Source organism: Paracoccus sp. (in: a-proteobacteria) (genome assembly GCF_030538655.1).
Taxonomy (GTDB): domain Bacteria; phylum Pseudomonadota; class Alphaproteobacteria; order Rhodobacterales; family Rhodobacteraceae; genus Paracoccus.
Map to the genome: position 1 here is coordinate 90,606 of NZ_JAUNTO010000002.1, position 14,107 is coordinate 104,712.

The 14,107-nt window shown below is 64.7% G+C and carries 12 protein-coding genes; 7 read left to right on the forward strand and 5 right to left on the reverse strand.

Annotated elements, in window-relative coordinates; genetic code table 11:
* Positions 1-41: 41 nt before the first annotated feature.
* A complete protein-coding gene (locus Q4G22_RS02160; RefSeq protein ID WP_303384250.1) occupies positions 42-1,445 on the reverse strand; it encodes a ferric reductase-like transmembrane domain-containing protein in 1,404 nt (467 codons plus the stop codon).
* Between the two features lie 268 nt (positions 1,446-1,713).
* Here Q4G22_RS02160 and Q4G22_RS02165 point away from each other — a divergent pair, with 268 nt between their 5' ends.
* Both Q4G22_RS02165 and Q4G22_RS02170 read left to right on the forward strand, forming a co-directional pair.
* On the forward strand, positions 1,714-2,442 hold the full coding sequence (locus Q4G22_RS02165) for a cytochrome c oxidase assembly protein (RefSeq protein WP_303384251.1): 729 nt from the start codon (positions 1,714-1,716) through the stop codon (positions 2,440-2,442).
* Complete coding sequence (locus Q4G22_RS02170; RefSeq protein ID WP_303384252.1) at positions 2,439-2,933, forward strand: CopD family protein; 495 nt, start codon at positions 2,439-2,441, stop codon at positions 2,931-2,933. The genes Q4G22_RS02165 and Q4G22_RS02170 overlap by 4 nt, the downstream gene beginning before the upstream one ends.
* A 5-nt stretch (positions 2,934-2,938) precedes the next feature.
* On the opposite strand, the gene Q4G22_RS02175 is transcribed toward Q4G22_RS02170, so the two are convergent.
* Positions 2,939-3,454, reverse strand: coding sequence for a DUF2231 domain-containing protein (locus tag Q4G22_RS02175; protein ID WP_303384253.1), 516 nt, complete (start codon positions 3,452-3,454; stop codon positions 2,939-2,941).
* Between the two features lie 15 nt (positions 3,455-3,469).
* Between Q4G22_RS02175 and Q4G22_RS02180 the strand changes: the two genes are divergently transcribed.
* The 3 genes from Q4G22_RS02180 (at position 3,470) to Q4G22_RS02190 (ending at position 7,034) form a co-directional block, all read left to right on the forward strand.
* The gene (locus Q4G22_RS02180; RefSeq protein WP_303384254.1) at positions 3,470-4,198 is read left to right on the forward strand and encodes a cytochrome c oxidase subunit II; all 729 of its coding nucleotides are present in this window, start codon (positions 3,470-3,472) and stop codon (positions 4,196-4,198) included.
* A gap of 89 nt (positions 4,199-4,287) precedes the next feature.
* Complete coding sequence (gene ctaD / locus Q4G22_RS02185) at positions 4,288-6,726, forward strand: cytochrome c oxidase subunit I (protein WP_303384395.1); 2,439 nt, start codon at positions 4,288-4,290, stop codon at positions 6,724-6,726.
* Entirely contained in the window at positions 6,726-7,034 is a 309-nt protein-coding gene (locus Q4G22_RS02190) for a hypothetical protein (RefSeq protein WP_303384255.1), read from the forward strand. Before ctaD ends, Q4G22_RS02190 begins: the two co-directional genes overlap by 1 nt.
* Positions 7,035-7,095: 61 nt before the next feature.
* Here Q4G22_RS02190 and Q4G22_RS02195 read toward each other — a convergent pair whose 3' ends face one another.
* Genes Q4G22_RS02195 through Q4G22_RS02205 form a run of 3 tightly spaced genes read right to left on the reverse strand, consistent with a single transcriptional unit; the run spans position 7,096 to position 12,158 of the window.
* On the reverse strand, positions 7,096-10,248 hold the full coding sequence (locus Q4G22_RS02195; RefSeq protein ID WP_303384256.1) for an efflux RND transporter permease subunit: 3,153 nt from the start codon (positions 10,246-10,248) through the stop codon (positions 7,096-7,098).
* Positions 10,249-10,251: 3 nt separating this feature from the next.
* Positions 10,252-11,421, reverse strand: coding sequence for an efflux RND transporter periplasmic adaptor subunit (locus Q4G22_RS02200; RefSeq protein WP_303384257.1), 1,170 nt, complete (start codon positions 11,419-11,421; stop codon positions 10,252-10,254).
* A 50-nt stretch (positions 11,422-11,471) separates the two neighbouring features.
* Positions 11,472-12,158 carry a TetR family transcriptional regulator gene (locus Q4G22_RS02205; protein WP_303384258.1) on the reverse strand — a complete coding sequence of 229 codons (687 nt, stop codon included), beginning with the start codon at positions 12,156-12,158 and terminating at the stop codon, positions 11,472-11,474.
* 208 nt (positions 12,159-12,366) lie between these two features.
* Between Q4G22_RS02205 and Q4G22_RS02210 the strand changes: the two genes are divergently transcribed.
* Together Q4G22_RS02210 and Q4G22_RS02215 are read left to right on the forward strand one after the other, a co-directional pair.
* Positions 12,367-13,425, forward strand: coding sequence for a methionine ABC transporter ATP-binding protein (locus Q4G22_RS02210; protein ID WP_303360035.1), 1,059 nt, complete (start codon positions 12,367-12,369; stop codon positions 13,423-13,425).
* Positions 13,415-14,083 (forward strand): methionine ABC transporter permease, encoded by a 669-nt coding sequence (locus Q4G22_RS02215; protein WP_303384259.1) that lies wholly within the window; start codon positions 13,415-13,417, stop codon positions 14,081-14,083. Before Q4G22_RS02210 ends, Q4G22_RS02215 begins: the two co-directional genes overlap by 11 nt.
* The last annotated feature ends 24 nt before the right edge of the window (positions 14,084-14,107 follow it).

Consider the following 14,107-nt stretch of genomic DNA (forward strand, 5'->3'; position numbering starts at 1 on the left):
CAGCGCGGCAGCCAGACATCGGGCAAGCAAGGGGCGCATGGTCACACCATCTCGAATATTTCGCTGTCGATCCGCGCGACGGGAACGCCCAGCTTTTGCAGATCGGCCTTTAGCGCCTTCAGCATCGGCGGCGGCCCGCACAACATATGCGGCCAGTCGCGCGAGGTTTGCGGTAAAAGGCGTGACAGCATGTCGCCGTCAATCCGCCCGGTTTCCACGATAAAGCCCTCGGGCGGCCAGTCGTCGTCGGGCGGGTCCTGGATGACATGGATCACGGTCAGGCGGATCTGTTCCGCCATCTGGGTCAGTTCGTCGCGAAAGGCCACGTCATCCCAGCTTTCGTTGGCATAAAGCACGAAAACCGACCGGGGATCGCGGCGTTCCTGCATCGCGTGAAGATTGGCGATGATCGGTGTGATGCCCACGCCACCCGCGATCATGACAAAGCCATCGGACCCGGCCTCGCGGTCGATCGAAAACTGACCATATGGTCCGTCGATATAGGCGATCGTGCCGGGTTCGGTCTGCGACAGGCGGGCGCTGTCATCGCCAAGCGGCTTGATCGAAAAGGAAACTTCTGGTCCCTTTTCCGGCGCGGTGGAAATCGTGAACGGGTGTTCGCGCAGGCTGAAGGGCGAGGTGCCGACTGTCAGCCACGCGAACTGCCCCGGTCGCCAGCCCGACAGCGGCTGCCCTTGGGGTCGCAGGGTCAGGGTTCGGATACCGTCACCCTCGTCGCGATTGTCGATAACGCGCCACGGATTGCGCCATTGCCGCCACGGGCGCAGCAGCCGGGTATAGGCGATCAGCCCCAGCCAGATCAGCGTCACCGCCAGCCACAGCGCGCGGGTGCCATCCGCCCCGGTGAAATGCCCCGCCCCCAGCACATGCCAGATGGCACAGCCGAACCCGGTCAGCGCCAGTGCCACATGCAGCCGTCGCCAATTCAGATACCCCAGCCCGATCCGCTGACGCAGTTCTGAGCTGAGGATCAGCGCGACAAAACACAGCAAGGCAACCCGCCCGGCGGTCATATGTGGCGGTGCGACCAACGGGTTCAGCGCCCCCAGATCATCGTGATGCCACAGATACAGGATGCCGAAATGCCCCAGCATCAGCGCGACCGCCCCCCAACTGACAAAGCGGTGGAACAAAAACACCACATCGGCACCGAACGGATGCAGCAAGGGCTTTAACCGCCCGGTCAGCGCGAATTGTAACCCCGCCAGCGCAAGTGCCGAAAACCCCAGCCCCAACGCAAAATCGCGCGAAAACCCTATGGCGGGCCGGGGATCGCCTGACAGGATGACGATAAACGGCAGGGCAAGCGTAAGCGCCGCCAGCAACAGCCAGAACGCCGCCCAGGCCCAGACCGCCCAAGGCCGATCGGTGGCGCGGATATGCGCCTTGGGATTTGCGCTTGGCTGGGCTGTTCTGTGGGCCATGTCGGACCAACGTCGCCCAAACGGTCGGGGTTCCGACAGGGTGCCCCTGTCTTGGGCGTCGTGTTCGTGGGGCCGGTGTAATTTGGGCATTTACACCAGTAAACAACGTTCCGGGCACGACCGCCGGGTCTCTAGGTAAAGACCCCGCAAGGTTTTGGCCGGGTGCGGCGGTTGTTCGGGGAACCGATGTCGGGCCGGGTGGTTAGGTTACAGCGCCGGTCGTCATCAGGGGCACCGGATCGTGTGGAACCGTCAGCGGGGACAAGACATGCCGATGAGAGTTCAGCCGACGCCCTATTGTGGTCCTGCGCCCCTGCCGGGCGAGTTGTGGCAATCGTGGAATTTCGATCCGACCCTGCTGATCGCGCTGGCGGTCTTTGGGGTGTTGTTGGCATGGGGGGCGCAAAGTCGTGTGGCGGCGGCGGTTGGCTGGGGGGCGCTGGTGGTGGCCTTTGTCTCACCGCTATGTGCGCTGACGGTCGCGCTGTTTTCGGCGCGGGCGGCGCATCATCTGCTGTTGGTGACGGTCGCCGCGCCTGCGCTGGCTTTGGCCTGGCCTTTGATGCGGCAGATGCCTGCGGCGCTGTCGCTGGCCGTGCTGTCGGCGGCGATGGTGGCGTGGAACCTGCCGCGTGTTTACGATGCGGTCTGGATTTCGGATGTGGTTTACTGGGGAATGCAGGCCGCCATGCTGTTGCCTGCATGGGTGTTCTGGTCGGCAGTGCTGGCCCCCAATGGCCCGGCCGAGGATATGATGCGCCGCGCCTTGCTGACCGGCGGGCTGGCCGGGATCATGGGGCTGATCGGTGCGGTGCTGACCTTTGCCCCGCAGCCGCTGTTCTTTCAGCATATCGAGGGCGCTGCGCTGTGGGGCGTGTCGCCGCTGAGCGATCAGCAACTGGCCGGGCTGGTCATGTGGGTGCCGGGCTTTGTGCCGGTTGCCATCCTGACGGCGCTGATGCTGCGGCGCGTCTGGCGGCAGGGGTTCGCCGCATGATCGCGGCACTGAAGTTTCTGCATATCGCCACGATGCTGGCATGGTGTGCCGCGCTGGTGGCATTGCCGGTTTTGCTGGCGGTGTATGGCGATACATGGCGCAACCGCGCGGGAGGGCAGGCACAGGCGCGCTATGCCGAATTCCGGCTGATAACGCATTACGGCTATATCGGTTTTGCTACCCCGGCGGCGATCATCAGCATCGCGGCGGGCACAGCGCTGATCTTTGCGGCGGGGGTGTTTGACCTGTGGTTCGCGGCCAAGCTGGCGCTGGTATCCGGCATGGCGCTGGTGCACGCGTGGATCGGTCAACTGATCCTGATTTCCGGCGAACAGCAGGGCCGTGCGCGATTGCCGCATCCGCTGATCGCACTGGCGTTGGGCCTGCCGCTGATGGCGGGGGTGCTGTGGCTGGTGCTGGCCAAACCAGATCTGTCGGGGGTCAGTGCATGGATGCCCGCCTTCATGCTGTCACCAAGGGGGGCGCTGTGATCCGCCTAGTCCGATTGATGCGTGCCGATCTGGTAATCGAACACCAGCTTGCCGCCATGCCAGCCGGTGATGCCGGTCATTCCGGCGGCCAGCAGCGACAAGAGCGCGCCCCATGGCAAAACCGCGCCCACCGGGTCATCCAGCCGGAAGCCCCAGTTCAGCCCCAGAACCGACAGCAGCATCACGGCCAGAATGAAATGCGTCCAACTGGCCGAGCGGATGCGGATGCCCGGCACCAGCAGCAGTTCAACCGTTCCCGCGATCCCGGCCAGCACGCCGATGGCAAAGGCCACGCCTGCGGCCCAGATGGCGACGCGCGGCCAGAAACTGTCGCCGGTCAGCCAATACATCGCATCGGCCCCCAGCGTGCAAAAGCACAGTGCAATCGGAAAGGCGACCATCATCGCATGGATCGGATGGCCTGCGACCGCGATCCTGGATTCGGTATCGCCAAAGGACGTGCGCTCTTCGATCGGATCGGACAGGCGGCGGCGCTGGCTGAGGCTGCGTTTCGGACGCATGGGCGATCCTTTCTGATGACGGGTTCCAAGACAAAGGCCATGGCGCTGCTATTGGTTCCCTTGGCGGGCTGCTCTGGCCCGCTCAGCACGTTGACGCCGGCAGGTCCGGTCGCGCGTGATATTGCGCTGCTGTGGTGGGCGATGCTGGCGGGGGCGGCGGCGATTACGGCGCTGGTGCTGGCGCTGGTCTGGTCGGCGCTGCGCCGCGCGCCCGCGCCGCAATCGGAACGGCGCTGGATCATGGGTTGGGGTCTGGGCTTTAGCCTGACGGTGCTGGCGCTGGTGCTGGGCTTTGCACTGTGGATCGGCGAACGGATGCTGGCGCGCGATGACGGTGCGGTGCAGGTGTCGGCCCATGCCTATCAATGGGGCTGGACCTTTACTCAGCCCGGACCCGACGGCGCGCCGGTCGAAACGCAGGGGGTGCTGTATGTGCCCGCGGGGCTGCCCTTTGACGTGACCCTGACCGCCGCCGATGTGATCCACAGCTTTTGGGTGCCGCAACTGGGCGGCAAGATGGACGCGATTCCCGGCCACGCCAACCGCCACCGGCTGATCGCCGACATCCCCGGCACGTATCAGGGGTTGTGCGCCGAATTCTGCGGCCTTGGCCATTCGGCGATGCGGTTCAGCGTGGTCGCCTATGATCCGGCGGGGCCGCTGCCCGATTTCGCCGATGCGCCGCCCGAAGCCGACCCGCCGCTGCCGTTCGATACGACCCAAGCCCCCGAGGATCAGCCATGACCGCCCCTCCTCAATCACCCCAGGGTCAGGCCGATACCGCCGCCATCGCGTCCAACCCGGCCCAACGCGCCATCCGCCTACACCGGGAAATGGATCGCGTCTGGCGCGATTTGCCCGGCTGGCGCGGGTTCTTTACCTCGGTGAACCACACAACCATCGGGCTGCGGTTCATGATGACCGCCTTTGTGTTCTTTGCCATCGGCGGCGTGCTGGCCATGCTGATCCGGGCGCAGCTGGCCACGCGGCAGGGCGCGTTTCTGGACACGGACCTGTATAACCAGATCTTCACGATGCACGGCAGCATCATGATGTTTCTGTTCGCCATCCCCATGCTAGAGGGGCTGGCGCTGTGGCTTTTGCCGAAAATCCTTGGCACGCGGGACATGGCCTTTCCGCGCCTGTCCACACTGGGGTATTTCTGTTACCTGTTTGGCGGCTCGGTCATTGTCCTGTCGCTGCTGTTCGGGGCTGCGCCCGATGGCGGCTGGTTCATGTATGTGCCGCTGTCGGGCCGCACCTATACGCCGGGGATCAACGCTGATGTCTGGCTGCTGGGCGTGACCTTTGTCGAAATCAGCGCCGTGGCGGCGGCGGTGGAAATCACCGTCACCATTCTGCGGTGCCGCGCGCCGGGCATGGCGCTGACGAAAATGCCGCTGATGGGCTGGTATCTGCTGGGAACCAGCGTGATGATGCTGGTCGGCTTTCCGCCGCTGATCCTCGGGTCCATTCTGCTAGAGGTCGAGCGCGCCTTTGACTGGCCCTTCTTCGATGTCGCGCGGGGTGGAGACCCCCTACTGTGGCAGCACCTGTTCTGGCTGTTCGGCCACCCCGAGGTCTATATCATCTTTCTGCCCGCCGCAGGGGCGCTGTCCACCATCATTCCAGTGCTGTCGCGCACAACGATTCTTGGCTATGGCGCGATTGTGGCGGCGGTGATCGGGCTGGTGTTCCTGTCCTTTGGCCTCTGGGTCCACCATATGTTCACGGTCGGCATTCCGCATATGGCGCTGGCGTTTTTCAGCGCCGCCTCGGCGCTGGTGGCGGTGCCGACGGCGGTGCAGATTTTCGCCTGGATCGGCACGATGTATGAAGGCCGGGTGCAGTTCCGCCTACCGATGCTGTATATCATGGGGTTTTTCGCCACCTTCGTCCTGGGCGGGCTGACGGGCGTCATGCTGGCGATGGTGCCGTTCAACTGGCAGGCCCATGACACCGCCTTTGTCACCGCGCATCTGCATTATGTGCTGGTCGGCGGATTCGTGTTTCCGATGCTGGCCGCCGTCACATGGTGGATGCCGCTGATCTGCGGCCGCTGGCGCGTGCGCGGCATGGGCGAGGCGGCGTTCTGGCTGATCTTCATCGGCTTTCACGGCACGTTTTTCCTGATGCACCTGACCGGGTTGCTGGGGATGCCGCGCCGGATCGACGTTTATCCGGGTAACCCGGAATGGGAATGGCTGAACCTGATCTCGTCCATCTTCGGGATGGTGCAGGCGGCGGGCTTTGCGCTGTTGGTGTTTGATCTGGGGATGCAGGCGCTGTTCGGGCGGCGCAGCTGGCGCAACCCGTGGGATGCACCGACGCTGGATTGGGCGATGCCCTTGCCCGCGCCCTCGTATAACTTTGCCTCGCTGCCACGGCCGGGCGAAGGGGCCGAAGCCTTGCTGCCCTTGGCGCGAGGCGAGGGGCTGCTGCCCGGTGCGCCCCGCGGTCTGCGCGAAGTGATCGTGACCGACGCCGGAACAGGCCGTCCGCAGCATGTGGCGGTGCTGCCCACGAACACATGGCTGCCGCTGATCACCGCGCTGGCGGTCGGCAGCTTTTTCGCGATGATGCTGGCGGGCTGGTATTGGGCGGCGCTGGTCGGCGTTGCGGCAACGCTGATGGCGGCGTGGCGATGGGGCGCGATCATGGGGACCGAGCGCGATACAGCGCCGATAGAGGTCGCGCCGGGGCTGGTCCTGCCGGTGCATTGGCAGGTGCGCAATACGCTGGGTTACAGCGGCTCGGTCGCGCTGCTGGTGGCGGACGGCACGCTGTTTGCCAGCCTGCTGTTTGGCGTCGGGTTTCTGACCGTTGTCGCGCCGGGCTGGCCCGCACCCGCCAGCGGGATCGACACGGGCGGCATGGCCGTCATGGCGGGGGCGGCGCTGGTGCTGATGGCGTTCGGGTCCATAGCGGCGCGGCTGGCCGAGGCGCGCCGGGTTGCGGCGGGCGGTTTGTGGGCCGGGGCCGGGCTGATGGCGGCGATTGGGGCGCTGGCGCTGCTGGCGGGTCTGGGTTTTGGTCTGGATGATCCGCGCCGCCATGCCCGCGATGCCCTGCGCGGGGCTGCGCTGGGTTATGTGGTGGCGCATGGGGTGATCGCCGCGATGCTTGCGCTGCGCAGCCTTGCCGATGCGCGGCAGGGCAGGCTGGGCGCGCATCGGCGCGGGGCAATCCCGATCTGGCGGCTGTTTCAGGATTTCTGGCTGGCGACCAGCGTGATCCTGGCCGCTGTCATCGCCGCGCAAGAGGTGCTGTGATGGGCTGGCTGGCCCGCGCCCTGGCCGGACCGACGCTGTGGGCGGTGTTGTTTGCCGCCGTCTATGCGCTGCATGGCGCAGGCTGCAATCTGGGCTGGACCGCCCGGCCCGCGCCGGTGGGCGATCTGCACCATTTTGCCATGTGGGCGGTCTGGGCGGTGGGGCTGGTGCTGCATCTGCTCAGCTTTCGGCTGATTCCGTCCGCGCCGGGGCGGGCGCGTGTGATTGTTACCGCCGGGGTCTGGACCGGGTTGGTCGCGACCGCTTTTACGCTGTTTCCGGTGGTTGCCGTCTCGACCTGCGGTTGACAACGAAAAACCCCCGGCGCGTGGCACCGGGGGTTTGTCTGTCAGACGGGATCATGCCCGTTCAGGTGGTTTGCGGCTGGGCCGTGCTGCGTGACCGGCCCGCAAAGATGCGGCTTATCAGCACGAAGAACACCGGCACGAAGAAGATCGCCAGCGCCGTTCCTGCGATTGTCCCGAACAGGGTCGCATAGCCGATGGCGTGACGCGCACCGGCACCTGCGCCGGACGAGATCACCAGCGGCACCACCCCAAGCCCGAAGGCCATCGAGGTCATCAGGATCGGGCGGAAGCGCAGGCGGGCGGCGTGGCGCGCGGCCTCCAATGCGGATTCACCCATATGCAGCATCCGGTCGCGGGCAAACTCGACGATCAGAATGCCGTTTTTGCCGGTCAGGCCAACCACGGTCAGCAGGCCGACCTGGAAGTAAACGTCATTCGACTGCCCGCCGATCCACGCCCCGATCAGCGCGCCAAGCACACCGACCGGCATCGCCAGCAGCACCGCGATAGGCACCGACCAGCTTTCATACAGCGCGGCAAGACACAGGAACATCGTCGCCAGCGCCAGCGCATACAGCGCCATCGCGCCCGCGCCTGCCTCTTTTTCCTCAAGCGAGAGGCCGGTCCAACGCAGGGTGAAACCGGGCGGCAGTTGCGTGGCCAGCTCTTCCATGATGTTCATCGCCTGACCCGAGGTAAAGCCGTCGGCGGCGGCGCCTTCGATCGCCATGGCGGGCAGCGCGTTATAGCGCGTCACCTGCTGCGGGCCGTAAACCCATTCCTGCGTCGAGAAGGTGTTGAAATCGACGAAATCGCCGTTGGCATTGGGGACGCGCCACAGGTTCATATCCTCGGGGCGGGTCCGGGCCGAAGGCTCGCCCTGCACATAGACCCGCTTGACCCGGCCTTCATACAGGAAGTCGTTGACATAGGCCCCCGACCAGACGGTGTTCAGGAAGGTGCCGACCTCGGCCGCGGTGACGCCAACCGCGCCAGCCTTGGCCCAGTCGATGTTCAGACGGAATTGCGTCGCATCCTCGACCCCGCTGGGGCGCACGCCGGTCAGGCGGCTGTCAGCCGATGCCAGCCCAAGCAGCTGGTTGCGGGCATTCAGCAACTGTTCATGCGTCTGCCCGCCCGAGGCTTGCAGATAGGCCGAGAAGCCCGAGGCATTGCCCAGTTCCAGCATCGCAGGCGGCACGATGGGGATCACCATCGCCTCGCGGATGCCGCCGAACAGTGGGCCAAAGGCGCGGCCTGCGATGGCCTGTGCCGACTGGTCGGGCAGGGGGCGGTCGTGCCAGTCCTTCAGCTTGATGAACATCATCCCCATGTTCTGCCCTTGACCGGCGAACGAGAAACCGCGGACGGCAAAGACCATCTCGACGTTTTCGGCTTCCTGACCAAGATAATATTGTTCAACCTTGGACAGCACTGCTTCGGTCTGTTCCGCCGTCGCGCCCGAAGGCAGCTGAACGATGGTCATCAGCATCCCCTGATCTTCGTCCGGCAGGAACGAGGTCGGGGTGCGTTGGAACAGCGCCATCATCCCCGCCACGATCAGGGCAAAGACGATCAGCATTTTCAGCGGCCCGGCGGTCGCGATGGCGACGCCGCGCGAATACAGATTGGTCAGGCCGGTAAAGTTGCGTTCAAACCAATCGACAAAGCCGCCGCCGATGCGGGCAAAGAACCCGGTGCGCTTTTCATGCGAATGGGGTTTCAGCAGCGTGGCGCACAGCGCCGGGGTAAAGACGATGGCGACGATGACCGAAAGGGCCATGGCCGACACGATTGTCACCGAGAACTGCTTATACATTTCCCCGGTCGAGCCGCCAAAGAAGGCCATGGGCACGAACACGGCGGAAATCACCACACCGATCCCGACCAGAGCGCCGGTGATCTCATCCATCGACTTGCGCGTGGCCTCGACCGGGTCAAGCCCCTCTTCCTGCATGATGCGTTCGACGTTTTCGACAACGACGATGGCGTCATCGACCAGCAGACCGATGGCCAGCACCATGGCCAGCATGGTCAGCGTGTTGATGGTGAACCCAAGCGCCGCCATGACGCCAAAGGTGCCAAGCAGAACCACCGGAACCGCCAGCACCGGGATCAGCGTCGCGCGGAGCTTGTGCAGGAACAGCAGGATCACCAGGAACACAAGGCCCATGGCCTCGACCAGAGTATGCACGACGGCTTCGATCGACAGCAGAACAAAGGGCGTGGTGTCATAAGGGATCAGATAGTTGACCCCGGCAGGCAGGTTGCGGGACAGTTCCTCGACCTGTGCCTTGACCAGATTGCCGGTTTCCAGTGCGTTCGCGCCGGATGCCAGCTGAATCGCCAGACCGGCGGCGGGCTGGCCGTTGATAAAGCTGCTGATTTCATAGCTTTCGGTGCCCAGTTCGGCCCGCGCCACGTCGCGCAGCAGCACCAGCCCGCCATCGGTATCGGCGCGCAGGACGATACGTTCAAAATCCTCGGGCGTGCGCAGCAGCGATTGCGCGGTGATGGTGGCGTTCAGCAACTGACCCGGAGGCGCAGGCATGGCGCCAAAGCTGCCGGCCGAGATCTGCGCGTTTTGCGCCGCAATAGCCGCCGTCACCGAAGCGGGCGACAGGTCATAGGATTCCAGCTTTTGCGGGTCCAGCCAGATGCGCATCGCGTATTCGCTGCCGAACACCTGCACGCTGCCGACGCCTTGCAGACGGGCCAGCGGCTCGACCATGTAAGAGTTCATATAGTCGGCAAGGTCGATATTGCTGCGCGCCCCGTCTTCGGACACCAGCGCCACCACCATCAGAAAGCCGGTGGCGGATTTTTCCACCGTGACGCCCTGACGGGTAACGGCTTCGGGCAGGCTAGCCTGCGCTTGCGCCAGCTTGTTCTGCACCTGAACCTGCGCGATGTCGGGATCGGTGCCGATGGTAAAGGAGATCGTGATCTGCGCCGAGCCGGTCGAGGTGGTGTTCGACGAGATATTGCGCAGCCCGTCAAGGCCGGTCATCTCTTTTTCGATGATCTGCACCACCGTATCGGCGACGGTTTCCGCCGAAGCACCCGGATACACCGCGCTGATGATGATCTGCGGCCCGGCGATGGACGGATATTGCGAGATCGGCAGGCGCATGATCGACAGCGCCCCCAAGCCCATAATCAGAATGGCAACGACCCATGCAAAGATGGGCCTGTCGATGAAAAAACGGGCCATGTGTTACTGCCCTTCCTGCGTGGCGGGGGCCGCGTCGCCTGCCGGGGCTTCGTTGCCCGCGGGTGCGGCGTCATGCGGCGGGGTATCCTCGACGATCTGCACATCGTCGCCCGGATTGACCTTCTGAAAGCCCGAGCTGATGATCTGATCGCCCGAGTTCAGGCCCGATGTGATCACCCAATTGTTGCCGGATGACGTCAGCACGGTCAGGTTGCGCACCGCAACCTTGCCGTCTTCAACCACCCAGACATTCGCCCCGCCGCTGCGATCGCGCATGACGGCATTCTGCGGCACCAGATAGGTGCCGGTCATCGTTGCCTGCGGCATCTCCACCTCGACATACAGACCGGGCAGCAAAAGGTGCTCGGGGTTCGGGATGGTGATGCGCAGGGTAATCATGCCGGTGGTGGGTTCCACCTGCGGTTCTGCGGCCTCCAGCCGACCTTTTTGGGGATAGATGCCGCCGGTGGGCAGAATCAGCGTGGCCTCGGTTTCGGGGATTTCGCCGGATTTGCCGCTGTCCTGCCAGCGCAGCAGGTCGTTGGCCGATTGCGTCACGTCCACATAAACCGGGTCCAGCGCACGGATGGTGGCCAGTGCGGTGGCCTGCTGTGCGCCGACCAGTGCGCCGGTGGTGGTCTGCGACAGGCCGATGACCCCTGCGATGGGCGCGCGGATCGTCGTCCGGTCAAGGTCGATTTCGGCGCTCATCAACTGGGCTTGCGCCAGTTGCAGTGCCGCATTGGCCGAATCGCGGGCGGCCACGGCGTTGTCGCGCGCCTGCGCCGACCCGGTGCGGTTGCGGAACAGGGTTTCCGCGCGGTCAAGATCGCGCACCGACAGATCGTAATTGGCCTGCGCCTGCGCCACAGCGGCGCGGGCGGCGGCGACAGCGGCGCTGTAGGTATCGTCTTCGATCTTATACAGCGGCTGGCCGGATTCGACCTGCGTGCCTTCTTGGAACAGACGTTCGCGGATGATGCCCGATACCTGCGGGCGCACCTCGGCCACGGTGGATGATTTGATCCGGCCAGGCAGGCGAGTGGTCAGGGTGAAATCCTGCGGCTGTGCGGTGATGGCCGTGACGGTCGGCGTCGGTGCTTGCTGTGCGGATGCGGACATCGGCAGCAGTAAGGCGACAACGGTCAGAGCTTTGGTCAAAAAGTTTTGCATGATGGTCTCTGATAACGAAATGCGGGATGCGGGGTGCCCGTCGGGGCAGGTCATTCGGCGGTCTGAACAGAGGGCGCGGACGCCCGCCTGTGTGATATGTCATTCGGGGGGCAGCCGGATGGCGGCATTGGCTGATGGGCGGCGCGTAGCATGGCGATTTGTGCCTGCAACAATTTGCCCCCGGTTTTGGCCAAAGGAAAGGCACGATCTGACCGCAGCCACTCATACAGCAATCCGTCCAGCGTTGTCATCAGCAGCAAGGCGGCCTCTTTCGCGGTGAAGTCGGGGCGAATCTGGCCCCGGTTCTGCGCCTGTTGGATGATGCGGTTCAGCAAGGCAAAAACCGTGCTTTTGTCCTTGGTCAGCCAGTCTGCTGTCGCGGTATCGCGGCTGCACCCGGACATGATCCAGAACATGCGCTGCGTGCTGAGATCGGCTTCAAAGATCATCAGCGCGTCCTGACCGGCCTGTTCCAGCAGGCCCATCGGGTCAGAATGCGCGGTTTTGGCGGCATGTTGCAGCATCGCCCGCTGCGGCAACTCGCTGCGCGTGGACAGCGCCTGCAACAGATCGGTCTTGTCGCGGAAATGCCAGTAAAACGCCCCGCGCGTGACACCCGCCGCGCGCGAGATGGATTCCAGCGTCGCGCCGTCGATGCCGCGCGCGCAGAACAATTCCTCGGCCGCGTCCAGAATCGCGGCTCGGGTCTGTTCGGCATCGTCCTTGGTGCGGCGCATGATGAATCCTTTCAGCGCGGCCTTTCAAACATTCGCGCGTGTATGTAAAGGGGGCATGAGGTTGAGCGGCGCAAAAAGAACCGCGCACCGCCCGGCCCGGCTTTGCCGGAATGCGGTTTCGGGTTGCGGCAGGGTGGGCGGAACCGCAGTCTTTTTTGCGGCGGCGCCCTTGTGTGCCGACTGCAAATAAGGCAACTCGCCGGGTATCATGGCAGAACCGGCACAAGACACCAGCCGCGGCGCGGCGATCACCTTTGACGGCGTGGGCAAGACCTTTGCAGGCGGCGCAACGGCGCTGCATGATGCGACGCTGCATGTCGAACCGGGCGCGATCTGCGGCATCATCGGGCGATCCGGCGCGGGCAAATCGACCTTGCTGCGCATGGTCAACGGGCTGGAGCGTCCGACCAGCGGCACCGTGACCGTGGGCGGGCGCGATGTGGGCGCGGCACGCGGCGGCGATCTGCGCGCGATCCGGCGGCAGGTCGGGATGATTTTCCAGCATTTCAACCTGCTGGCCTCGCGGTCGGTGGCGGGCAATATCGCGCTGCCACTGGAAATCGCCGGGGTGCCGGATGGCGAAATCCGCCCGCGTGTGGCGGAACTGATCGAACAGGTGGGGCTGAACGCGCTGGCCGACCGTTACCCGGCGCAACTGTCGGGCGGGCAGAAACAGCGCGTCGGCATTGCCCGTGCGCTGGCCACCCGCCCGCGCGTGCTGTTGTCGGACGAGGCGACTTCGGCGCTGGACCCGGAAACCACGCAGACGGTGCTGGCCTTGCTGCGCGAGATCAACCGCGATCTTGGGCTGACGATCCTGCTGATTACCCACGAAATGGCGGTGGTGCGTGACATCGCCAGCCATGTGGCGGTGATTGACGGCGGGCGTATCGTGGAAAGCGGGCCGACCTATGACGTGTTCGTGCGCCCGCAGCACGCCACCACACAGTCGTTCCTGTCCGCCGTCACCGGCATTCGCCTGCCCGAATTCATCGCCAGCCGTATGCTGCCGGATCGTCCGGCCACGGGGGGCGAGGAAATCATCCGCGTGACCTTTGCCGGTGTGCATGCCACCGATCCGATGCTGGCGCGGCTGACCGGGCAGATGGGCATCGGCGTCAACATTCTGGCTGGCGCGATCGAGGAAATCGGCCCGCATCCCTTTGGTAACCTGCTGATCGCCGTCGATGCCGCCCGTGCGCCCGAGGCGCGGGGCTTTCTGGAACAACACGGCCTGCTGACCGAGGTGCTTGGCTATGTCGGCTAATCTGATCGCGCTGCTGATGACCGCCACATGGCAGACCGTTTACATGGTCGCCATATCGGCCCTGCTGGGCACGCTGATCGGCCTGCCGTTGGGGGTGTTTCTGGCCACCTCGCAGCGGGGCGAGCTGTTGTCGGCGCCATGGGTGAACAAGGTGCTGGGGCTGGTGGTGAACGCCGCCCGCTCGGTTCCGTTCATCATCCTGGTGGTGGCGATCATCCCGTTTACGCGGGCGATTGTCGGCACATCCATTGGAACCAACGCGGCTATCGTGCCGCTGACCATCGCCGCCGCGCCCTTTATCGCCCGGCTGATCGAAAACGCCATCCGCGAGGTGGACGCCGGTCTGATCGAGGCTGCCCGCGCCATGGGGGCGACGCCGGTGCAGATCATCCGCAAGGTTCTGCTGCGCGAGGCATTGCCGGGCATCACGCTGGGACTGACGCTGGCAGTGGTGTCGCTGATCGGCTATTCCGCCATGGTCGGTGCCGTTGGCGGTGAAGGCCTGGGCGATCTGGGCATCCGCTATGGCTATCAGCGGTTCATGCCGGATGTGATGCTGGCTGTCGTGGTGATCCTGATCGTGATGGTGCAACTGGTGCAGTCCATCGGCGAATGGATCGCCGCCCGCGTGGACAAGCGTGCCCCGAAAGGCCACTGATTTTCGCAGAAGAAGGAGAAACTG